21 protein-coding genes and 1 pseudogene are annotated in these 22,226 nt (G+C 52.2%); 7 read left to right on the top strand and 15 right to left on the bottom strand.

Annotated features, from left to right (window positions below; translation table 11 throughout):
* Nucleotides 1–79: 79 nt before the first annotated feature.
* Nucleotides 80–1,159, bottom strand: a complete 1,080-nt coding sequence (gene alr / locus SK36_RS19275; RefSeq protein ID WP_048222443.1) for an alanine racemase — start codon at nucleotides 1,157–1,159, stop codon at nucleotides 80–82.
* Between the two features lie 151 nt (nucleotides 1,160–1,310).
* Nucleotides 1,311–2,726: a replicative DNA helicase gene (dnaB, locus tag SK36_RS19280; protein ID WP_045438554.1), complete on the bottom strand. Its 1,416-nt coding sequence runs from the start codon at nucleotides 2,724–2,726 to the stop codon at nucleotides 1,311–1,313.
* An 81-nt stretch (nucleotides 2,727–2,807) separates the two neighbouring features.
* On the opposite strand from dnaB, the gene SK36_RS19285 reads away from it, so the two are divergent.
* The gene (locus SK36_RS19285) at nucleotides 2,808–3,791 is read left to right on the top strand and encodes a quinone oxidoreductase (RefSeq protein WP_045438543.1); all 984 of its coding nucleotides are present in this window, start codon (nucleotides 2,808–2,810) and stop codon (nucleotides 3,789–3,791) included.
* 284 nt (nucleotides 3,792–4,075) lie between these two features.
* Here SK36_RS19285 and pspG read toward each other — a convergent pair whose 3' ends face one another.
* From pspG to SK36_RS19305, 3 genes are all read right to left on the bottom strand, one after another.
* Nucleotides 4,076–4,318 (bottom strand): envelope stress response protein PspG, encoded by a 243-nt coding sequence (gene pspG / locus SK36_RS19295; RefSeq protein WP_045438538.1) that lies wholly within the window; start codon nucleotides 4,316–4,318, stop codon nucleotides 4,076–4,078.
* A 132-nt stretch (nucleotides 4,319–4,450) separates the two neighbouring features.
* Nucleotides 4,451–5,449, bottom strand: coding sequence for a tRNA dihydrouridine(20/20a) synthase DusA (gene dusA / locus SK36_RS19300; protein WP_048222451.1), 999 nt, complete (start codon nucleotides 5,447–5,449; stop codon nucleotides 4,451–4,453).
* A 105-nt stretch (nucleotides 5,450–5,554) separates the two neighbouring features.
* Complete coding sequence (locus SK36_RS19305; RefSeq protein ID WP_048222454.1) at nucleotides 5,555–6,043, bottom strand: cupin domain-containing protein; 489 nt, start codon at nucleotides 6,041–6,043, stop codon at nucleotides 5,555–5,557.
* Between the two features lie 114 nt (nucleotides 6,044–6,157).
* On the opposite strand from SK36_RS19305, the gene zur reads away from it, so the two are divergent.
* Nucleotides 6,158–6,676: a zinc uptake transcriptional repressor Zur gene (zur, locus tag SK36_RS19310; RefSeq protein ID WP_045438532.1), complete on the top strand. Its 519-nt coding sequence runs from the start codon at nucleotides 6,158–6,160 to the stop codon at nucleotides 6,674–6,676.
* A 40-nt stretch (nucleotides 6,677–6,716) separates the two neighbouring features.
* On the opposite strand, the gene SK36_RS19315 is transcribed toward zur, so the two are convergent.
* The 4 genes from SK36_RS19315 to SK36_RS19330 all read right to left on the bottom strand — a co-directional run bounded on the left by SK36_RS19315 (nucleotide 6,717) and on the right by SK36_RS19330 (nucleotide 9,590).
* The gene (locus SK36_RS19315) at nucleotides 6,717–6,926 is read right to left on the bottom strand and encodes a CsbD family protein (protein ID WP_045438529.1); all 210 of its coding nucleotides are present in this window, start codon (nucleotides 6,924–6,926) and stop codon (nucleotides 6,717–6,719) included.
* Nucleotides 6,927–7,062: 136 nt separating this feature from the next.
* On the bottom strand, nucleotides 7,063–8,382 hold the full coding sequence (gene dinF / locus SK36_RS19320; RefSeq protein WP_045438526.1) for an MATE family efflux transporter DinF: 1,320 nt from the start codon (nucleotides 8,380–8,382) through the stop codon (nucleotides 7,063–7,065).
* A 121-nt stretch (nucleotides 8,383–8,503) separates the two neighbouring features.
* Entirely contained in the window at nucleotides 8,504–9,112 is a 609-nt protein-coding gene (gene lexA / locus SK36_RS19325; RefSeq protein ID WP_045438524.1) for a transcriptional repressor LexA, read from the bottom strand.
* A gap of 109 nt (nucleotides 9,113–9,221) precedes the next feature.
* A complete protein-coding gene (locus tag SK36_RS19330; protein ID WP_048222458.1) occupies nucleotides 9,222–9,590 on the bottom strand; it encodes a diacylglycerol kinase in 369 nt (122 codons plus the stop codon).
* A 171-nt stretch (nucleotides 9,591–9,761) separates the two neighbouring features.
* Between SK36_RS19330 and plsB the strand changes: the two genes are divergently transcribed.
* Nucleotides 9,762–12,182 carry a glycerol-3-phosphate 1-O-acyltransferase PlsB gene (plsB, locus tag SK36_RS19335; RefSeq protein ID WP_045438517.1) on the top strand — a complete coding sequence of 807 codons (2,421 nt, stop codon included), beginning with the start codon at nucleotides 9,762–9,764 and terminating at the stop codon, nucleotides 12,180–12,182.
* Between the two features lie 57 nt (nucleotides 12,183–12,239).
* Here the strand turns inward: plsB and ubiA are convergent, their stop codons facing one another.
* The 5 genes from ubiA to malK form a co-directional block, all read right to left on the bottom strand.
* Nucleotides 12,240–13,112, bottom strand: a complete 873-nt coding sequence (ubiA, locus tag SK36_RS19340) for a 4-hydroxybenzoate octaprenyltransferase (RefSeq protein ID WP_045438512.1) — start codon at nucleotides 13,110–13,112, stop codon at nucleotides 12,240–12,242.
* A gap of 12 nt (nucleotides 13,113–13,124) precedes the next feature.
* On the bottom strand, nucleotides 13,125–13,622 hold the full coding sequence (gene ubiC, locus SK36_RS19345; RefSeq protein ID WP_045438508.1) for a chorismate lyase: 498 nt from the start codon (nucleotides 13,620–13,622) through the stop codon (nucleotides 13,125–13,127).
* A gap of 180 nt (nucleotides 13,623–13,802) precedes the next feature.
* Nucleotides 13,803–14,753 (bottom strand): maltose operon protein MalM, encoded by a 951-nt coding sequence (malM, locus tag SK36_RS19350; RefSeq protein ID WP_048222460.1) that lies wholly within the window; start codon nucleotides 14,751–14,753, stop codon nucleotides 13,803–13,805.
* A gap of 113 nt (nucleotides 14,754–14,866) precedes the next feature.
* Nucleotides 14,867–16,225 (bottom strand): maltoporin, encoded by a 1,359-nt coding sequence (locus SK36_RS19355; RefSeq protein WP_045438497.1) that lies wholly within the window; start codon nucleotides 16,223–16,225, stop codon nucleotides 14,867–14,869.
* 176 nt (nucleotides 16,226–16,401) lie between these two features.
* Nucleotides 16,402–17,511, bottom strand: a complete 1,110-nt coding sequence (gene malK, locus SK36_RS19360) for a maltose/maltodextrin ABC transporter ATP-binding protein MalK (RefSeq protein WP_045438493.1) — start codon at nucleotides 17,509–17,511, stop codon at nucleotides 16,402–16,404.
* A gap of 360 nt (nucleotides 17,512–17,871) precedes the next feature.
* On the opposite strand from malK, the gene malE reads away from it, so the two are divergent.
* The 4 genes and pseudogenes from malE (at nucleotide 17,872) to malG (ending at nucleotide 21,641) form a co-directional block, all read left to right on the top strand.
* Entirely contained in the window at nucleotides 17,872–19,062 is a 1,191-nt protein-coding gene (gene malE / locus SK36_RS19370) for a maltose/maltodextrin ABC transporter substrate-binding protein MalE (RefSeq protein ID WP_045438487.1), read from the top strand.
* Between the two features lie 10 nt (nucleotides 19,063–19,072).
* Nucleotides 19,073–19,147 (top strand): annotated as a pseudogene (locus SK36_RS25295) (hypothetical protein); the annotation flags it as partial.
* A gap of 44 nt (nucleotides 19,148–19,191) precedes the next feature.
* Nucleotides 19,192–20,736, top strand: coding sequence for a maltose ABC transporter permease MalF (gene malF / locus SK36_RS19375; protein ID WP_045438484.1), 1,545 nt, complete (start codon nucleotides 19,192–19,194; stop codon nucleotides 20,734–20,736).
* A 14-nt stretch (nucleotides 20,737–20,750) separates the two neighbouring features.
* Nucleotides 20,751–21,641, top strand: coding sequence for a maltose ABC transporter permease MalG (gene malG, locus SK36_RS19380; RefSeq protein ID WP_045438481.1), 891 nt, complete (start codon nucleotides 20,751–20,753; stop codon nucleotides 21,639–21,641).
* 111 nt (nucleotides 21,642–21,752) lie between these two features.
* Here the strand turns inward: malG and psiE are convergent, their stop codons facing one another.
* Nucleotides 21,753–22,163, bottom strand: coding sequence for a phosphate-starvation-inducible protein PsiE (gene psiE, locus SK36_RS19385; RefSeq protein ID WP_003031674.1), 411 nt, complete (start codon nucleotides 22,161–22,163; stop codon nucleotides 21,753–21,755).
* Between the last annotated feature and the right edge of the window lie 63 nt (nucleotides 22,164–22,226).

Consider the following 22,226-nt stretch of genomic DNA (forward strand, 5'->3'; position numbering starts at 1 on the left):
GTGAGAGAAGATCGAGAGGATGTTGAGGGGAATATTGCCGGATGGCGGCGGAACCGCCTTATCCGGCTTATAACCAAATTTAGTCCACGTACTTCATCGCTACTCTTGACGTCAGGCGCGTGATAAGTTCGTAAGCACTTACTTTTGTCATTTCAGCAATACGCTCAACCGGCAGGCCATCACCCCACAGGATCACCGGGTCGCCAGCTTTATCCTGCGCATCAGGGCCTAAATCAACGCAAATCATATCCATCGCAACGCGCCCGACTATCGGCACTTCCCGGCCATTAACCAGTACTGGCGTACCAGAGGGAGCCGCACGCGGATAACCGTCTCCATACCCCATCGCCACGACGCCCAGACGCGTGTCGCGCTCACTGAGCCACGTTCCGCCGTAACCAACAGGTTCTCCTGCTTTATGTTCGCGTACCGCAATCAGGCTGGAGGTGAGTGACATCACCGGCTTGCAGCCGAAATCTGCACCTGTGGAGTGATTTTCCAACGGTGATACACCATACAGAATCAACCCCGGACGCGCCCAGTCGAAGTGAGACTGTGGCCACAACAGGATGCCGCCAGAAGCGGCGATAGAACGCTGGCCCGGCTTGCCTTCACAGAAGCTATTGAAGATATCGAGCTGCTTTTCGGTTGCACCGCACTCGGGTTCATCTGCACGAGCAAAGTGGCTAACAATATTGACCGGCTGACGCACGTTTTCACACTGCGTTAAACGCTGATAAAAGGCCTCGGCCTGCTCAGGGCGTACGCCCAGACGGTGCATTCCGGTGTCGAGCTTCATCCATACGGTGACCGGTTCAGCCAGTTCTGCCGCTTCCAGGGCATCAAGTTGTTCCTGGTTGTGCACGGCGGTATGCAGACGCTGTGCGGAGATAGTCGGCAGATCGGCTGCATCGAAAAAACCCTCCAGCAGCAGGATGGGTTGCGTGATCCCTCCCGCGCGCAGCCGCAGGGCTTCTTCAAGACGAGCGACACCAAAAGCGTCCGCATCGGGGAGCGTTCGCGCGGTCTCTAACAGACCGTGTCCGTAAGCGTTCGCTTTCACGACCGCAACCAGTTTGCTGGCAGGCGCCAGTTCACGCAGACGTTGCAGGTTGTGTCGCAGAGCGCGGCGGTTAATGACTACAGTTGCCGCTTGCATTTGTGTTCCTTGAATTATGTGTCTGGAATTTGGTGTTATTGGTGCAGCGAGTTTGGGTGCGGCAAACGCTCAGCCACCAGAGCGTACTAAAGTACGTGGGGATGACGAGCACTCCCCAATCCTTAAATCGCAAACAAAATGGCCAAATTATTTACTCATCATCGTATTGTGGTCCGGCATAGTTATCAAAGCGTGACCACTGGCCGTTAAACGTCAGACGTACCGTGCCGATAGGACCGTTACGCTGCTTACCAATAATAATTTCTGCGATCCCTTTCAGATCGCTGTTCTCGTGATAAACCTCATCACGATAGATAAACATGATTAAGTCGGCGTCCTGCTCGATGGAGCCTGATTCACGCAAATCCGAGTTGACCGGGCGTTTGTCGGCGCGTTGTTCCAAAGAACGGTTAAGCTGCGACAATGCCACCACCGGCACATGCAGTTCTTTTGCTAACGCTTTCAGTGAGCGAGAAATTTCAGCAATTTCCAGCGTACGGTTGTCGGAAAGCGACGGCACGCGCATAAGCTGAAGGTAGTCGATCATGATAAGCCCGATACCGCCGTGCTCACGAGCGATACGGCGCGCGCGCGAACGCACTTCCGTCGGCGTCAGACCGGAGGAATCATCAATATAGATGTTTCGTTTCTCCAGCAAAATACCCATTGTTCCGGAAATTCGCGCCCAGTCTTCATCATCCAGTTGACCAGTACGAATTTTGGTCTGATCCACGCGCGAAAGCGAGGCCAGGGAACGCATCATAATCTGCTCAGAGGGCATCTCAAGAGAAAAGATGAGTACGGGCTTATCCTGTAACATCGCTGCGTTTTCGACGAGGTTCATCGCAAATGTCGTTTTACCCATCGATGGACGCGCCGCGACGATGATCAGATCTGACGGCTGCAAACCTGCAGTCTTTTTATTGAGATCGTCATAACCGGTATTCACTCCGGTGACGCCATCATGCGGTTGCTGGAACAACTGTTCTATACGCGCGACGGTCGCATCCAACACATCGGCGATGTTTTTCGGACCTTCGTCTTTATTGGCGCGGCTTTCAGCGATTTTAAAGACGCGAGATTCCGCCAGATCGAGCAGGTCTTCACTGGAGCGCCCCTGCGGATCGAAACCCGCGTCGGCTATTTCATGGGCGACAGAAATCATATCGCGAACAACGGCACGTTCGCGGACAATATCGGCATACGCGCTAATGTTCGCCGCACTTGGCGTATTTTTAGATAACTCAGCCAGGTAAGCAAAACCGCCGACGCTGTCCAGTTGTCCCTGAACTTCCAGCGACTCTGCCAGTGTAATCAGATCGATGGGTTTTCCCATCTCCTGCAGGCGGTGCATTTCTGTGAAGATATGCCGATGTGGTCGGGTGTAAAAATCCTCCGCAACCACGCGCTCGGCCACATCGTCCCAGCGTTCGTTATCCAGCATTAAACCGCCCAACACCGACTGTTCCGCTTCAATCGAGTGCGGCGGCACTTTCAGTCCCGCAACCTGCGGATCGCGGTCACGAGCATCAGTCTGTTGTTTGTTGAAGGGTTTATTTCCTGCCATAGTGAATGGAGTTACCGAGATAAAGAATGGGTCGAAAGATTACCATATAAGTAGACCCTTACGATACGTTCTGGAGGATACATGGCAACACGTATTGAATTTCATAAGCACGGCGGGCCTGATGTTCTGAAGGCTGTGGAGTTTGCGCCCGTTGACCCGGCGGAACATGAAATCCAGGTCGAAAACAAAGCGATTGGCATCAATTATATTGATACTTACATCCGTAGCGGGCTTTATCCGCCGCCATCATTACCCAGTGGTCTGGGCACCGAGGCTGCTGGCGTAGTCAGCAAAGTCGGCAGCGGTGTGAAGCACATTAAAACCGGCGATCGGGTCGTCTATGCTCAGTCCGTACTCGGCGCTTACAGTTCAGTGCATAACGTTCCAGCTGATAAAGTCGCCATTCTGCCCAATGCCATTTCGTTTGAGCAGGCTGCCGCCTCCTTCCTGAAAGGGCTTACCGTTTTTTATCTGTTACGCAAAACCTATGAAATCCAGCCTGGCGAACCGTTTTTGTTCCATGCTGCGGCAGGGGGTGTCGGTCTGATTGCCTGTCAGTGGGCAAAAGCATTGGGTGCAAAACTGATTGGTACCGTCGGCAACGCGCAAAAAGCGCAAATTGCCTTGCAGGCCGGTGCATGGCAGGTGATTAACTACCGTGAAGAAAGCATTGTCGAGCGCGTTAAAGAGATAACTGGCGGTAAAAAAGTTCGGGTGGTTTACGATTCGGTAGGGAAAGATACCTGGGAAGCTTCGCTGGATTGTCTGCAGCGCCGGGGACTGATGGTAAGTTTCGGTAACGCTTCCGGACCAGTGACTGGCGTAAACTTAGGTATTCTGAATCAGAAAGGCTCGTTATATGTGACGCGCCCTTCTCTTCAGGGTTACATCACCAACCACAATGAGTTAGCCGAAGCCAGCAATGAGCTTTTTTCGCTGATTGCCAGCGGGGTTATCAAGGTTGATGTGGCAGAGAGTCAGAAGTATGCCCTGAAAGATGCGCAACGCGCGCATGAAGTCCTGGAAAGCCGGGCGACGCAGGGTTCAAGTCTTCTGATCCCTTAATTTCTACCGTTCCTAATTCATTTCAGTAGCAGGAAAAAAACCGATACGTTACTGAAGCTTGTGTCCGGGGTCAGTGAAAACATCCAGCACACCAGCGGTTTGAATGATGGCGGGAATACAAAGAAATTGGGCTTCCCGCAGGAAGCCCTTTCTTTTTTTAGTTCGGCTGTATGTAGGGTACAGCTCGATGAATTCGTTAACGGCGTAATAGTGACAGATTTGATTATCAATTCCTATTTGGTTCTAAAAGCAAAGTTGCATGTTGTGACGAACCACTCAATACCTTAGTAAAACCGACGGTTATTGCGCTGATACTGTGGGACTTTTGGCGCTTTTATCGCCTTGATAACCCATACCACAGCAATGGCCAGTAACAACCAGGGCAACAATTTAATCATTAACGCAAACAAGCCACCCAAAAACATCACTGCGGTAGCCACCATCAATGCAGCCAGCACACCCAGCAGTGATACACCGGTGACCATCAGCATGATAAAAAAGCCAACGACAAAAAGTAGTTCCAGCATGGTGCTCTCCCGAAATGAAAACTCTCCAGAGTCTTACAAAAAGCATGCCAAAATTATTTTATTGATTTATAAAGAAAACGCCCCGCGACATAGCGCAGGGCATGGTGAAATTGACTAACTTTTGGCGAGAAATTAACGCTTGTCGGCCACCAGCTTTAACGCATGTTCCAGGACGTTAATATCAGCACCTGCTTTATGCGCATTTTCACTCAGGTAACGGCGCCACTGACGTGCCCCAGGGATCCCCTGAAACAAGCCGAGCATATGGCGGGTAACATGACCAAGATAGGTTCCCTTGCTCAGTTCACGCTCAATATACGGATACATTGCGCGCACTACGGCAACAGGATCGGCATCGGTGGTAGTTGCAGCAAAAATTTCGCGGTCCACAGAGGCCAGCATACCAGGATTTTGATAGGCTTCACGCCCTACCATCACACCATCCATATGTTGAAGATGCGTTTTTGCATCGAGCAGCGATTTAATACCACCGTTGATCGACATGGTCAGGTGTGGAAAGTCACGCTTCAACTGATAGACACGTTCATAATCCAACGGTGGGATCTCACGGTTTTCTTTCGGGCTTAGCCCGGAAAGCCAGGCCTTACGCGCGTGGATGATAAACATCTCACACTCGCCTTTACCGGAGACCGTATTGATGAAATCACACAGGAATTCGTAGCTGTCCTGGTCATCAATGCCGATACGAGTTTTGACCGTTACCGGAATTGACACCACATCACGCATCGCTTTGACGCAATCGGCAACCAGCTGTGCGTTCGCCATCAAACAGGCACCGAACATGCCATTCTGGACACGATCGGAAGGGCAACCCACATTGAGGTTAATTTCGTTGTAGCCACGTTCTTCAGCCAGCTTCGCGCATTGCGCCAGCGCTGCCGGGTCGCTCCCCCCTAACTGGAGCGCGACCGGATGCTCCTCTTCGCTATACGCCAGATAGTCGCCTTTCCCATGAATAATTGCCCCGGTGGTCACCATCTCCGTATAGAGCAACGTTTGGCTGGACAGTAAGCGCAAAAAGTAGCGGCAGTGTCTGTCCGTCCAGTCGAGCATCGGCGCGATAGAAAAACGATGAGCAGGAAAAGCAGTAGGCTGAGATTCAGGCAGCATGGCGAATAATTAAGCATCCGGTTAAAAAGGGGCGCTACTATAGCATAGACCGTTACGATAGTGAGCCACATCGTCGCGGGAACTCACGCCCCTGCCGAGACAAGGCTATTTCCGTCCCGGTTTCCCGTCATGCGGGCCAAAAAATTGCGGGGGATGATCAACCCAGCGATCCTCGCGCGTTGCAGCATAGACCGGATTGAGGGGGTAATAGATACGATTAAACTTTTTGTTTGCTTCACCCGCCACTAACAGACGCACCTCTTCACTGGTGTTATTGATAAAGGTGTGACACACGCCGGTTCCTGCTGGAAAGCCCACGCTGTCGCCGGGCTCCAGTTTCCATAAATAGCCATTAATCCAGGCCTCAGGGTAACCTTCCAGCACATAGATAAATTCTTCTTCATCACTTTCTGCATGAGGATATGAAGTACGACGTCCTGGTGGCAGTCGTTCATGATGAATACCGAGCCGCCCTAATCCCAGCTTGCGGGCAAGCGGTGCGCCAATAGAAAAAAGTTCATTGCTGCCAGGATAAGTGGAGTCATCAGCTCCCTCTACTTCACGCCAGTGGCGAATACAATCAGGTCTTTTCATTTTTATTTTCCAGTATTGCGATGCGTCAGGTATAGCACACGGTGGGGATCTCGGTGTTTTGAGCAGAATATGATAAAGTAAGGGATTAACCTTCCATGCAAATCGAGGCGTCAAATGGAAAAAACCACCACGCAGGAGTTATTGGCCCAGGCTGAAAAACTCTGTGCGCAACGTAACGTGCGGCTGACACCACAACGCCTCGAAGTGCTGCGCCTGATGAGCCTGCAACAAGGCGCGATTAGCGCTTATGATCTGCTTGATCTGTTACGGGAAACCGAACCACAGGCCAAACCGCCTACCGTTTATCGCGCTCTCGATTTTCTGCTTGAACAAGGTTTCGTGCACAAGGTGGAATCCACCAACAGCTACGTGCTTTGTCATCTGTTCGATCAGCCGACCCACAGCTCAGCAATGTTCATTTGTGACCGCTGTGGTGTGGTTAAAGAAGAGTGTGCTGAAGGCGTGGAAGACATCATGCATACATTGGCCGCCAGGATGGGCTTTGCACTACGTCATAACGTGATTGAAGCCCACGGCCTCTGTCCGGCATGTGTGGAAGTTGAATCGTGCCGTCATCCAGGCGACTGTCAGCATGATCATACGATTCAGGTGAAGAAGAAAGTTGGGCGATAAAAGAGCGTACATCCTTGTACTCTCAGGAGGGAGGGATTAATTACCAGCGGTAATCGTTGCGTTTTTCCCAATCTTTAACTTCTTTCTCCGCCTGATCTTTCGCGTAACCGTAACGTTCCTGGACTTTACCCACCAGTTGGTCGCGTTTACCTTCAATGACCGTCATATCATCATCGGTCAGTTTGCCCCATTGCTCTTTCACTTTACCTTTGAACTGCTTCCAGTTACCGCCGACTTCGTCTTTATTCATCATCAAGTCCTCATCGTTAGGTTGTGAATAGCGAGAGTGCTATATCCAGACATGTTATGTTTTCGCTGGACGTGAGATTAAGTGTAGTCAGTGATTCCAGGAATTATTAACTATTCAGAATTTTTAACCATCTGGGTCAGGCGAACCAGGTACCATTACGCCAGTGACGCCGCCAGATGAAGGCCAGTGAGAGCCCGCGCAGCGCGAGGAAAACGGTTAACGCCAGCCATAAACCGTGGTTTCCCAACAGTGGTAAAGCAAATAACGTTAATGCAAATCCCGCGGCAGCGACGGCCATACTGTTACGCATTTCTGCCGCTCGCGTCGCACCAATAAACATGCCGTCCAGCAGGTAACACCAGACGCCCACCAGCGGCAAAATCACCTGCCAGATAAGATAACGATCGGCCAGTAGTTGAATCTGGGGCAGAGAGGTTAGCAGCGCAATAATCTGTTCACCGAACAGGGCGTATATCAGGGAAAACAGAATTGCCACAATACCCGACTGCCTACATGCCGCCCTCCAGACATCCAGTAACTGACCGCCATCGCGCGCGCCATAAGCCTGACCAGAATGAGCTTCGACGGCGTAGGCAAACCCGTCCAGCGCATAAGCTGTAAACGTCAGCAGAGTCATCAGGACGGCATTTACCGCAATGATGTCACCACCAAGGCGCGCGCCCAGTACCGTAATGGCGCCAAAACAGAGTTGTAGCAACAGCGAACGCAGCATAATGTCGCGGTTAAGCGCCAGCAGACGGCGAAAATTGCCGCGCCATGCAAGCTTCAGCATCGCAAGCGAGACACCACGCAAATGGAGAACCTTGCGCACCATCAGAAGACCAATCAGCAATGTGGCATATTCGGCAATCACAGTTGCCAGTGCAGCGCCTTGCACGTTCATATGCAAGCCCATCACCAGCCATAAATCGAGCACAATGTTGAGAATATTACCAACAATGAGCAGGATAACCGGCGCACGGGCATACTGGACGCCCAGCAACCAGCCCAGCAGCACCAGGTTTGCCAGAGAGGCTGGCGCGCTGAGCCAACGAATTTCAAGGAAGCGCCGGGCTTGCTCCAGTACCGCCTCACTGCCACCAACTATATGCAGCGCCAGATCGATAATTGGCGTCCTGAACAGGGCAATCGCAGCCCCTGCTCCCAGCGCCAGGAGCAACGGTTGCACCAGCGCGCGAGCCAGTGCCTGCGGATCTTTCGCGCCAAATGCCTGGGCCGTCAGCCCAGTGGTGCTCATGCGTAAAAAGAGCAACAGCATAAAGAGAAAACTGGTCGCCGTTGCGCCAACGGCTACGCCGCCAAGATAGACCGGACTCTCCAGATGACCAATCACTGCGGTGTCCACCAGCCCCAGCAGGGGGACAGTGATATTGGAGAAGATCATCGGTAGGGCAAGGAGCCAAAGTGCTTTGTCGGAAGAGGTAAAGAAAGGCATGCAGAAAGCCTGAGAAGGAGTTAAATGGATAATATTGTTTTTCGTAGACCCGGTAAGCGTGGCGCTACCGGACCAGAGTGATGCCGGATGACGGCGTAAACGCCTTATCCGGCCTACTTAATTACAGCCACTCACCGTTACGAATGACGCCGACCGCCAGCCCTTCAATAGTGAAGTTTTGCTCGCGCAGGTCAACTACGATAGGCTTGAATTCGCTGTTTTCTGGCAGAAGTTCGACCTTGTTGCCCTGTTTTTTCAGGCGCTTAACCGTAACTTCATCGTCAATGCGTGCAACAACCACCTGGCCATTACGCACGTCCTGAGTTTTATGTACGGCCAGTAAATCACCGTCCATAATCCCGATATCTTTCATCGACATTCCGCTGACGCGCAGTAAAAAATCGGCACTGGGTTTAAACAGTGAAGGATCAACCTGATAATGGCCTTCAATATGCTGCTGTGCCAGAAGAGGCTCACCCGCCGCAACACGGCCGACAAGTGGTAATCCCTCTTCTTCTTCCTGCAACAGACGAATTCCACGCGATGCGCCAGAAACAATTTCCAGCACACCTTTACGTGCCAGCGCTTTAAGGTGTTCTTCAGCTGCGTTTGGGGAACGGAACCCCAAACGCTGCGCGATCTCCGCACGCGTCGGTGGCATACCTGTCTGGCTGATGTGATCCCGAATGAGATCAAACACCTCTTGCTGCCTGGCCGTTAACGCTTTCATTCCGCCCCCTGGGTGTATATACAGTTATGCTGTGAGTATATACAGCTAAAGGCGATTTTGGAACCGCAAACTGCACAAAAAACAGGAGATTTATGAAGTTGTGGAATGCTTATCGAAAATGCGACCACAACAAGATGCCCCAGGTGATCAAGGCAACAAAAATAGAAAGTAGTACCGCCGCCGATCCCATATCTTTCGCCCGGCCAGAGAGTTCGTGATACTCAGAGCCGATACGGTCGACCACCGCCTCAATAGCGCTATTAAGAATTTCAACAATCATCACCAGCATCACTGAGCCAATCAGCAGCACACGGGTAATCGCATCAACATCCAGCCAGCAAGCAATCGCGACGCCCAGCATTACGGCAACACTTTCCTGGCGAAACGCCGCTTCATTAATCCATGCGGCACGAAAACCTTTCCACGAATAGCCTGCTGCCTTGATAATTCGAGTGAACCCAGTGGTATTATTAGCCATCAAAAGAACCTTTTTACATTATTAGCGTCAATGTCATTGTACCGTTACCCTATTTACTTCAGGGCTGATGCAAAGCAGCGCGAAGTATGACGGGATACACCAGAAATTCACTAAACTTTCTGATATCCTTGCAGCGCATTTGCATTATTAACCAGAGGCTTTACATCGTTTATGTCCGGCTGGCCAAGAATTTACTACAAATTACTGAATTTACCATTAAGTGTGCTGGTAAAAAGCAAGTCTATTCCGGCGGATCCCGCTCCGGAATTGGGGCTCGACACTTCGCGTCCCATTATGTACGTCTTGCCGTACAACTCAAAAGCGGACTTGCTAACGCTGCGCGCTCAATGCCTGGTTCACGATCTCCCCGACCCCCTGGAGCCGTTGGAAATCGACGGGACTCTCCTGCCGCGCTACGTGTTTATTCACGGCGGCCCGCGTGTCTTCACTTATTACACGCCTAAAGAAGAGTCTATCAAGCTGTTCCATAACTATCTCGACCTTCATCGCAGCAATCCTGACCTGGATGTGCAGATGGTGCCGGTATCGGTGATGTTTGGCCGCGCTCCCGGACGCGAAAAAGGCGAAGTGAATCCGCCTCTGCGCATGCTGAATGGCGTACAGAAATTCTTTGCCGTTTCGTGGCTGGGTCGCGACAGTTTTGTTCGCTTCTCCCCGTCGGTGTCCCTGCGTCGCATGGCTGACGAACACGGCACAGATAAAACCATTGCACAGAAACTGGCGCGCGTGGCGCGTATGCACTTTGCCCGCCAACGTTTAGCTGCAGTTGGTCCGCGTCTTCCTGCCCGCCAGGATCTGTTTAATAAGCTGTTGGCCTCAAAAGCTATCGCCCGCGCGGTAGAAGATGAAGCACGCAGTAAAAAAATATCCCACGAAAAAGCGCAGCAAAATGCCATCGCGCTGATGGAAGAAATTGCCGCAAACTTCTCCTATGAGATGATCCGCCTGACGGACCGTATTCTGGGGTTCACATGGAACCGGCTGTACCAGGGGATTAACGTTCATAATGCAGAACGTGTGCGCCAGTTGGCGCACGACGGACATGAAATCGTCTATGTGCCATGCCATCGCAGCCATATGGACTACATGCTGCTGTCGTACGTTCTGTATCACCAGGGCCTGGTTCCTCCACACATTGCCGCTGGAATCAACCTGAACTTCTGGCCGGCAGGCCCGATCTTCCGCCGTCTGGGTGCATTCTTTATTCGCCGCACCTTTAAGGGCAATAAACTTTACTCCACCGTATTCCGCGAATACCTGGGCGAACTGTTCAGCCGTGGCTACTCGGTTGAGTACTTTGTCGAAGGTGGGCGCTCACGTACAGGCCGTCTGCTCGACCCGAAAACCGGCACGCTGTCCATGACCATTCAGGCGATGCTGCGCGGCGGTACGCGTCCGATCACGCTGGTGCCTATCTACATTGGCTACGAGCATGTGATGGAAGTGGGAACATACGCAAAAGAGCTGCGTGGTGCGACGAAAGAGAAAGAGAGCCTGCCACAAATGCTGCGCGGCTTAAGCAAGCTGCGTAACCTGGGCCAGGGCTACGTTAACTTTGGCGAACCGATGCCATTGATGACTTACCTGAACCAACATGTTCCGGAATGGCGCGAATCTATCGATCCTATCGAGTCTATTCGCCCGGCCTGGCTGACGCCGACAGTGAATAACATCGCCGCCGATCTGATGGTTCGTATTAACAACGCAGGCGCGGCCAACGCCATGAACCTGTGTTGTACCGCGCTACTGGCATCCCGCCAGCGATCTCTGACCCGTGAGCAGTTAACCGAACAACTTGATTGCTACCTGAGCTTGCTGCGCAACGTGCCGTATGCTGCGGATTCGACGGTTCCCGCGCAAAGCGCCAGTGAACTGATCGACCACGCTTTGCAGATGAACAAGTTTGAGGTCGAGAAAGATACCATCGGCGACATCATCATTCTGCCGCGCGAGCAGGCTGTACTGATGACTTACTACCGCAACAACATTGCGCACATGCTGGTTCTGCCTTCATTGATGGCGGCGATTGTGACTCAGCATCGTCGTATTTCACGTGCGGCACTACAGCAGCATATTGAAGCGCTGTACCCGATGCTGAAAGCTGAGCTGTTCCTGCGCTGGGAACGTGACGAGCTTGCAGGAGTGATCGACGCACTGGCCAGCGAAATGCAGCGTCAGGGTTTAATCACCATGCAGAACGACGAGCTGCATATCAATCCGGCACACTCCCGCACGCTACAGTTGCTGGCGGCAGGTGCTCGTGAAACCCTGCAACGCTATGCCATTACCTTCTGGCTGCTGAGTGCAAACCCATCCATCAACCGCAGCACACTGGAGAAAGAGAGCCGTACCGTGGCTCAGCGTCTTTCCGTACTGCACGGTATTAACGCCCCTGAATTCTTCGATAAGGCGGTGTTCAGCTCTCTGGTGCTGACTCTGCGTGACGAGGGATACATCAGCGATACCGGTGATGCCGAGCCGGAAGAAACGATGAAGATCTATCAGATGCTGGCCGAACTGGTCACGTCCGATGTGCGTCTGACCATCGAGAGCGCAACGCAGGGCGAGTAAGCATAAAAAAACCGGTCGAAAAAATGACCGGTTTTTCTTTTGTCGCCTCACCTAAAATCAAAGGTGCCAGTAACTCATTGCCAGCCCCAAAAACAGCACCAGACCGACATAGTTGTTATTCATAAACGCTTTAAAACAGGCATCCCGTTCGCGATTGACGATCAATTTCTGCTGATACACAAACAGCGCGCCCGCCACCAGCAGAGACCAGTAATAGCCCAGACCCAGCCCGTTCAGCCAGCCAATCAACGCCATCAATACCAGTACGCCAACCTGCAGAATACCAATAATCAGCTTATCGTTTTGGCCGAACAGGATCGCGGTCGATTTGATACCAATCTTCAGGTCATCATCCCGGTCAACCATCGCGTACTGTGTATCATACGCTACCGCCCAGAGAATATTGGCAAGGAACATCAGCCAGCAACTCAGCGGAACAGATTCGCTCACGGCAGCGAACGCCATTGGGATAGACCAGCCAAATGCAGCGCCCAGAACCACCTGTGGCAAATGGGTATAGCGCTTCATGAAGGGATATACCCACGCCAGTGCTAACGCAGCGACAGACAACAAAATTGTCATCGTGTTTAGCGTCAGTACCAGCAGGAACGCAAGCAACACCAGTACCACAAACAACGTTCGGGCTTCTTTCTCTGTCACCGCACCACTTGGCAGCGGCCGGTTCGCGGTGCGTTTGACATGCCCGTCAAATTTGCGGTCAGCATAATCATTCACCACGCATCCGGCGGCGCGCATTAACCAAACGCCAGCGACGAAAACCGCCAGGATCCATAATTGCGGTACCCCAGGGGTCGCCACCCACAGCGCCCACAGGGTCGGCCAGAGCAGCAGTAAGGCGCCGATTGGCTTATCCGTACGCATCAAGCGGTGAAACGCCAGTAGCTTATTCTGCGTCAGACTCCACTCCATTTTTTCTTCCTCTCAGTACAACGGCGATGCAGGTAAAAAAAGCTCGGTAAGCATCAGCGGCTTACCGCTCAGCCGCAGGCGGGAACGACGCCCCCACAGCGCTGCATCGCGACCTATCTCAATAAAATCTCGGGTCAATGTCGATGATGTAAACAGGTAGCGCCCGAGCGGGGTTTTCCCCAGATTTTGTAAGGCCAGCTCAGGACCACACAGAGTTGATTCAGGCACCACGGTGCGCCCGGCAAGCCAGGGTTCACCATCCGCACATAACAGAATTTCACGCAACCAATAACGGGATTCGCTCGGCAGCAGCGTCAGTTCTTCAGCCACCTCATTTTGCCCAACAAATCCTTCTCGTATCAACGTTACGGTGACCTGTTTTCCCTCCTGCTCAAAGCGTTTTGTCATGGAGTCTTCCAGTAACAACCAGTCAAGCAGTTGAGGGTCAAGCGCGGGGATCGCATCAAAATAACGCAGCGCACGCAGTTGCGTTAACGCAGGGTGTGGCATGCCTTACTCTCCGATTTATAACGTGATGGCATTGTATCGCAGAAAAGGCATTACAGGGTGAGCAAACGTGATTAAGTGATCGGCTAATCAACATTAGTGTAACAAATCGCATTGCACGATAAAAAAAGGTGCGCCAGGAGACGCACCAGTTGTTGCAAAATCAGCAATGTGGGGAGATGGTTACCCCTTGCCTTTTACACTACTGATAAAGGTGGAACGGGCAGATGTGGACCCCAAACGTTCAGCTTCATCAAGCAGCTTCAGCGCTTTATCAACATCACCTTTCGCTACTGCATCTTTAATCGCTTTATTAAAGTAGCTTTCCGTGTCATTCAACATCGGTTCACTTTTCTTCGCAGGCGCTGGAGCGGCGGTCGCCACAGCAGCCGGAGCTGGAGCTGCATAAGCCGCTGCTGGCGCGGCAGTATTCCCAACCGTCACCGGCCCCGGCCCGGAGGAGCCAAACAGCGGCCCGACCAATACGCTGGAAGAAGAGCTGGTTTTGACTTTCAGTTTCAACAGGCCATCGGTGGTATGACGGGCGATCGGGTCTGGAATATCCGGAATGGAGTTACCCACACCCTTGGCATACGCTTTCGCCGGGTCAAGCAGAGTTGTGGTCTGCTGAAGATCTTTTTCTGTTGTAAATACCAGCACATAGAGCTTCTGCTGGCCCAGCGCAGGCGTCAGACGCATGACTCCTTCCAGACGATCGGCACTCATCACGCCGGGCTCCTGATAGGTGAAATAGCTACTGGGGAAGAACGCAGATGGCGTCATGTTCTGATCAAGAATCAATACGTTTGATGCAAATACACTGGTTTGTTTGTTCACTTCACTGGACAGCGTCAGGGTCAATTCACCAATATTTGCCGGGACGCTATAGGCGGCGACCGGGCCGGTAATCCCGGCAACGTCCAGACGCTGACCACCAGTAGAGAGCTGAGTAGACTGCGTATTCGATTGATCAACAGGTGTCCAGGTTAACTGTTGCAGTGCAGCAGTGGGGATAGCAGGCGCAGCGGTGGTATTTTGCGGCACAAAATTCACATCGGCCAGGCTGATGCCAGGAGCACTTGCAAATAAACCTGCAGATAAACAAAGGGCAACGAGACTTTTCTTCATTTTCATTGTTATCACCTCAGATAGCATGGGTTCAGCGGTGGCCAGGCAATAGCGCGCTAAACCGTAATCAAGAGGGGCTTACGCCCCTCTTTCGGTCATGACGTCAGATTAATGCTGGATTACCACCAGATTTCCATCTGGGCACCGAAGGACCACTCGTCACTGTCGCCACGGCTGGTGGTGCTGATACCGGAATTAGTCGCCGCAGCGAATTTGGTTACGTCGTTACCATTTTTGACGTAGCCCCACTCTTCATCCCATTTTGCGTAGGTTGCGAAGACGCGGATTGCCGGACGAGACCAGATGCTGTCGCCTGCCTGCCACTGTTGCGCCAGGGTGATTTTGTACTGGCTGTTACGATCGCCGGTCTGTTGGGATTTGACGTTGTCGTAACCGACTTCCATCAGGGTGCTCATGATTGGCGTCCATTTGTACATCGGACGAATACCGACGGTGTACCATTCGGTACCCAGGTCGTTATCCATATCGAGATTCTGGTACATACCGACGTACATCAGGTCCCACTTGTCGCCCAGGGAAATCGCACCGTGATCCAGGACACGCACCAGGCTACCGTTGTTATTGACGACGTTGTTAGCGAAGTTTGTCTTAACGCCAGTAACAGGGTCTTCAATAGTAGTGGTAGAAGAACCGTAAGAGCCCTGGTTCAGGCCTTTACCCTGAGTGGTCATGGAGTCTGTCGCATACTGAACGACAAACTTGTTATAGCCTTTCAACATGCTCTGGGTATGTTCAGCGGTGAACATCCAGCCATCTTTTGATGCACCGTCTGCCAGGCTGTAGTCATCTGTTGTATTTGCGCGACCATAGTCAACGCCCAGTTCCAGCATACCGTCCGGGTTAATGGCCATCTGCGCTAAACGCACGTCGAACACGTCGTTGGCGGTATCTTTGGTACGATCATAAATATTCTGGCTACTGAACGCGTAAGAGCCGCCCGCTTCCTGAGAACGGGTTGCTGCCAGAGCCAGTTTACCGAAGCCCAGATCGATGTTTTCAATACCGGCACCAGGACCCGAGATATCCCAGTAGTAGAAGTCGATCATGTGAACATCATGACGCTGATAGAAGCGCTTACCGGCCCAGATCGTAGAACCTGGCAGCCATTCAATCAGGTTTTTACCCTGCACGTTTGCTTCACGGAATGCCGGATCTGTTCCTTCCCAGTCATTCTGCTGTGCTACGGAGTAGGCGACGTTAGTGTCGAAATAGAAGCTCTTATCACCTTCTTTCCATACTTCCTGGCCCAGTTTCAGTTCTGCATAGGTTTCACATTCGTTACCGAGACGGTATTTACTTTGAGCACCAGTAGCCTGGAAACATTGTTGTTCGCCGCCACTACCCGTCCAGCCGATACCGGAACGAGCATAACCATGAAAATCTACAGCCATTGCCTGAACAGACATAATGCCTGCTGCTACAGCAACCGCCAGAGGGAGTTTGCGCAGAGTAATCATCGTTCTATCTCCTGAGATCATTGCTTTTCTTTAAACGCGTCCCCTTCGGGCTGCCTCTTTGTTGGCTGCGTTCTTTCACCCCGGTAACGTACTTTTTGTACGCTCCCGGGATTCATTCACTTGCAGCCTCGATGCAGCCTCGAATGGCTTTGCGTTTCGTTTTTTTTATGGGGACCTTAAACGCCCGGCTCTTGGTGCAACCGACGACATGCAGTGCCATCCTCACGGAACAGATGGCAACGCTCTGGCGGCAGACCGATAGCGAATGTGGCACCCTCTTCTACCAACACCACGTCGTTCTGGCGGTAAACCAGGTTTTGACGGATGGCGGGGATCTGGATATGAATTTGTGTTTCGTGACCAAGCTGCTCGACGACCTGTACTTCACCCTCGAGAGTGACATCAGCAATTTCGCTGGGCAGCAGATGTTCCGGGCGAATACCTAAAGACATGTTGGCGCCAACCTGAACGTGTGCGCTATCGACCGGTAGCCAGATTTGCTGGCGGTTAGGCAACTCTACCTGGACCTGATCGATTGCCGTCCCCGTGACTTTCACCGGCAGAAAGTTCATCTTCGGCGAACCAATAAAGCCCGCGACAAAGCGGTCAGCCGGGTAGTGATACAGCTCCAGTGGTTTGCCCACCTGAGCAACGCGACCAGCATCCAGCACCACAATTTTGTCTGCCAGGGTCATCGCTTCGACCTGGTCGTGGGTGACGTAAATCATCGTGCGGCCAAGACGTTTATGCAGGCGGGAGATTTCTATACGCATCTGCACGCGCAGCGCGGCATCAAGGTTGGAAAGCGGTTCGTCAAGCAGGAATACGCGCGGCTCTGCCACCAGCGTACGACCAATCGCCACACGCTGACGCTGTCCACCAGAAAGCGCTTTTGGTTTACGCTCCAGCAGGTGTGCCAGTTGCAGAACTTCAGCCACCTGATTAACGCGCTGATTCATTACCTCTTTTTTGGCACCCGCCAGCTTGAGACCAAACGACATGTTTTCTGCGACGGATAAATGGGGATAGAGCGCATAGGACTGGAAGACCATTCCCACACCGCGTTCGGCGGGCGGGATATCGTTCATTCGGGTTTCCCCGATATACAGATCTCCACTGGTGATAGTCTCAAGCCCGGCGATCATACGCAGCAAAGTCGACTTACCGCAGCCTGACGGTCCGACAAACACCACGAACTCCCCTTCGTGAATGTCGAGATTGATATCTTTCGATACCACCACGTCACCCCAGGCTTTCGTTACATTTCGCAACTGTACGCTCGCCATGCCCTTCTCCCTTCGTTACAACCTGTCATCGACAGCAACATTCATGATGGACTGACTATGCGTTATTCATTAATGGCGGGAATCCTCCACCCCCCAGCTTTTTTATGGGGGAGGAGGCGGGAGGATGAGAGAGCAGTGTCTGAGACCCTGGCTGTACTCCGTGGAGGAATTTCGTGATGGCGCCTGCAAAAATCAGTGGGTTTTTATGTGCGCCAGCACGCATTACTCACATTTATGCAACACAGATCACATAAAGAATGGGTGGGGCGTAGGGGTAAGGAGGATGGAAAGAGGTTGTCGTATAAAGAAACTAGTAACCGTTAAGCCACCTCTGAAAAATCACCAAACAGGATGGGAACTATGAAAATCAAAACTGGCGCACGCATCCTCGCATTGTCCGCACTGACGACGATGATGTTTTCCGCCTCGGCTCTCGCCAAGATTGAAGAAGGTAAGCTGGTTATCTGGATCAACGGCGATAAAGGCTATAACGGCCTCGCTGAAGTGGGTAAAAAATTCGAGAAAGACACCGGCATCAAAGTCACTATTGAGCATCCGGACAAACTGGAAGAAAAATTCCCGCAGGTTGCAGCGACCGGCGACGGCCCGGACATTATCTTCTGGGCGCATGACCGCTTTGGTGGCTACGCACAATCTGGTCTGCTGGCTGAGATCACCCCAGACAAAGCGTTCCAGGACAAGCTCTATCCGTTCACCTGGGATGCAGTGCGTTATAACGGCAAACTGATCGCCTACCCAATCGCCGTTGAAGCGCTGTCTCTGATTTACAACAAAGACCTCGTTCCTCAAGCGCCGAAAACCTGGGAAGAGATCCCTGCGCTGGATAAAGAGCTGAAGGCGAAAGGTAAATCCGCCCTGATGTTCAACCTGCAAGAGCCGTACTTCACCTGGCCGCTGATTGCTGCCGACGGCGGTTACGCATTCAAATTTGAAAACGGCAAATACGACGTCAAAGACGTTGGCGTAGACAGCGCTGGCGCGAAAGCGGGTCTGACCTTCCTGGTTGACCTCATCAAGAACAAACACATGAACGCGGATACCGACTACTCCATCGCCGAAGCGGCCTTTAACAAAGGTGAAACGGCAATGACGATTAACGGTCCGTGGGCATGGTCGAACATCGACAAGAGCAAAATTAACTACGGCGTAACGCTGCTGCCAACCTTCAAAGGCAAAGCCTCTAAACCGTTTGTTGGTGTACTCAGTGCCGGTATTAACGCCGCCAGTCCGAACAAAGAACTGGCAAAAGAGTTCCTCGAAAACTACCTGCTGACCGATCAGGGTCTGGATGAAGTGAACAAGGACAAACCGCTGGGCGCCGTTGCGCTGAAATCCTTCCAGGAGCAATTAGCGAAAGATCCGCGTATTGCTGCCACCATGGATAACGCCCAGAAAGGCGAAATCATGCCGAACATTCCGCAGATGTCTGCATTCTGGTATGCCGTTCGTACCGCTGTAATCAACGCCGCCAGTGGCCGTCAGACTGTCGATGCAGCACTGAAAGACGCGCAAGGTCGTATCACCAAGTAGTGCTGTCGATGTGCCTGATGGCGCTTCGCTTATCAGGCCTACGGAGGATTGTAGGCCTGATAAGGCATTTATGCCGCCATCCGGCACATCTCCGGCCAGGAAGTTTCACCGTTGTTGAGGAAGATCCCCATGGATGTCATTAAAAAGAAATACTGGTGGCAAAGCGACACGCTGAAATGGTCAGTGATAGGTCTGCTTGGTCTGCTGGTGGGTTACCTTGTTGTTTTGATGTACGCCCAGGGGGAGTACCTTTTTGCCATCATGACGCTGATTTTAAGCTCTGCTGGTCTGTATATTTTTGCTAACCGTAAAACTTATGCCTGGCGCTATGTTTATCCTGGTGTTGCTGGCATGGGGCTGTTTGTTCTGTTTCCGCTCATTTGCACCATTGCCATTGCCTTTACCAACTACAGCAGTACCAACCAACTGACCTTTGAACGCGCCCAGCAAGTCCTGATGGACCGTTCTTATCAGGCGGGTAAAACCTACAACTTTGGTCTGTATCCAGCGGGCACGGAGTGGCAACTGGCCCTCACCGATGGAGAGACGGGTAAGAACTATGTCTCCGATGCCTTTAAATTTGGCGGCGAGCAAAAACTGCAACTGAAAGAAACCGATACGCTGCCAACAGGTGAACGCGCGACGCTGCGCATCATCACGCAAAATCGCCAGGCGCTGACTCAACTGACGGCTATACTGCCTGATGAAAGCAAAGTGATTATGAGCTCACTGCGTCAGTTCTCTGGCACGCAGCCACTCTACTCCCTGGCGGATGACGGGACGCTCACCAACAACCAGAGCGGCGTAAAATACCGTGCAAACAACGATATCGGTTATTACCAGTCGGTCACGGCTGACGGGAACTGGGGCACTGAAAAACTCAGTCCCGGCTATACCGTCACCATCGGCTGGGAGAACTTCACCCGCGTATTTACCGATGAAGGGATCCAGAAACCGTTCTTCGCTATCTTTGTCTGGACAGTCGTTTTCTCGGTCCTGACCGTGATCCTGACCGTTGCCGTGGGTATGGTTCTGGCTTGCCTGGTGCAATGGGAATCACTAAAAGGTAAAGCGATTTACCGCGTACTGTTGATTCTGCCTTATGCCGTACCGTCGTTTATCTCGATTCTGATTTTCAAAGGGCTGTTCAACCAGAGCTTCGGTGAAATCAACATGATGCTAAGCGCACTGTTTGGCATCAAACCGGCCTGGTTCAGTGACCCAACCACCGCGCGTTCGATGATTATTATCGTCAACACCTGGCTGGGCTATCCGTACATGATGATCCTGTGCATGGGTCTGCTGAAGGCGATTCCTGACGATCTGTATGAGGCTTCTGCGATGGATGGCGCGGGCCCGTTCCAGAACTTCTTTAAGATTACGTTGCCGCTGCTGATTAAGCCGCTGACGCCGCTGATGATCGCCAGTTTTGCCTTTAACTTTAACAACTTCGTGCTGATCCAACTGTTGACTAACGGTGGCCCGGACCGTCTTGGTACCACCACGCCAGCAGGCTATACCGACCTGCTCGTAAGTTACACCTATCGTATCGCCTTTGAAGGCGGCGGCGGTCAGGACTTCGGTCTGGCAGCAGCGATTGCGACGCTGATCTTCCTGCTGGTAGGTGTACTGGCGATAGTGAACCTGAAAGCCACACGAATGAAGTTTGACTAAGGAGGGCATTGAACATGGCTATGGTCCAACCCAAATCTCAAAAAATGCGCCTCTTCGCGACGCACTTAGGCTTGCTGATTTTCATCGCGGCAATTATGTTCCCGCTGCTGATGGTTATCGCGATTTCATTGCGCGAAGGTAACTTTGCTACCGGGAGCCTGATCCCGGAAAATATATCCTGGGAACACTGGCGGCTGGCATTGGGTTTCAGCGTTGAACATGCTGACGGCCGTGTCACACCGCCTCCCTTCCCGGTTCTGTTGTGGCTGTGGAACTCAGTGAAAATCGCCGGAATTACCGCCATCGGCATCGTGGCACTCTCCACTACCTGCGCCTACGCCTTTGCCCGTATGCGCTTTCCGGGTAAAGCCACGTTGCTGAAAGGGATGCTAATTTTCCAGATGTTCCCGGCGGTTCTGTCACTGGTGGCGTTGTATGCCTTGTTTGACCGCCTCGGACAGTACATTCCTTTTATCGGTCTGAACACTCACGGTGGCGTGATCTTCGCTTACCTCGGCGGTATCGCCCTGCATGTATGGACGATTAAAGGCTATTTTGAAACGATTGATGGTTCGCTGGAAGAAGCGGCGGCGCTGGATGGCGCAACACCATGGCAGGCATTCCGTCTGGTGCTATTACCACTTTCGGTACCGATTCTGGCGGTGGTGTTTATTCTGTCGTTTATCGCCGCAATTACTGAAGTTCCGGTCGCTTCACTGCTACTGCGTGATGTGAACAGCTACACCCTGGCGGTAGGTATGCAGCAGTACCTCAATCCACAGAACTATTTGTGGGGCGACTTTGCCGCCGCCGCCGTTCTTTCCGCCATTCCGATCACCCTGGTTTTCCTGCTGGCACAGCGCTGGCTGGTCAACGGTCTGACGGCGGGTGGTGTGAAAGGCTAAGTTTCATCGAAGTACCTGCCCGGCAACGGGCAGTGCAATGCCACTGCAACCCTCAACTTATGTTATCCCAACCTGTGACTGTTTTTCGGCGCTCTACGGAGCGCCATTTTTTTACTCTCGCTTCAGCCGCTTGGAATTACACAGCCACAGCGTAATCACCAACAACAAGATCGCCGCAGAATAGATCAATACATCCATTGGCGCTTTATGATCGACAATGATCAGGCGCACAATCGCAGTGATCCCGATATAGACAAAGTAGCGTAGTGGAAAGTGAAAACCTGACTGAAAGTACTTCACAATCAGTGCGATAAATTCAAAGTAGAGAAAATACACCACCAGCCCTTCCACCAGCTCATACTTGCTGGTTTGTTCCGGCGCGAACAGAACGTCTGCCAGATGCAGCGTCTCTTTCCCAAGAAATACGACCAGAATCAGGCCCAGACTGAGCAGTCCTAGATTCAGGACGGTCTGTAAAATCGTGGAGATAAACTCAACACGTGGACGAGATAGTGACGTCATAACAGCACCTCTTACTCTGTGGCGAAGTTCCTGTATAACGCAAAAATGTGACAGAGATCTATA

Origin of the sequence: Citrobacter sp. MGH106 (assembly GCF_001037495.1) — a bacterium.
Taxonomy (GTDB): domain Bacteria; phylum Pseudomonadota; class Gammaproteobacteria; order Enterobacterales; family Enterobacteriaceae; genus Citrobacter; species Citrobacter murliniae.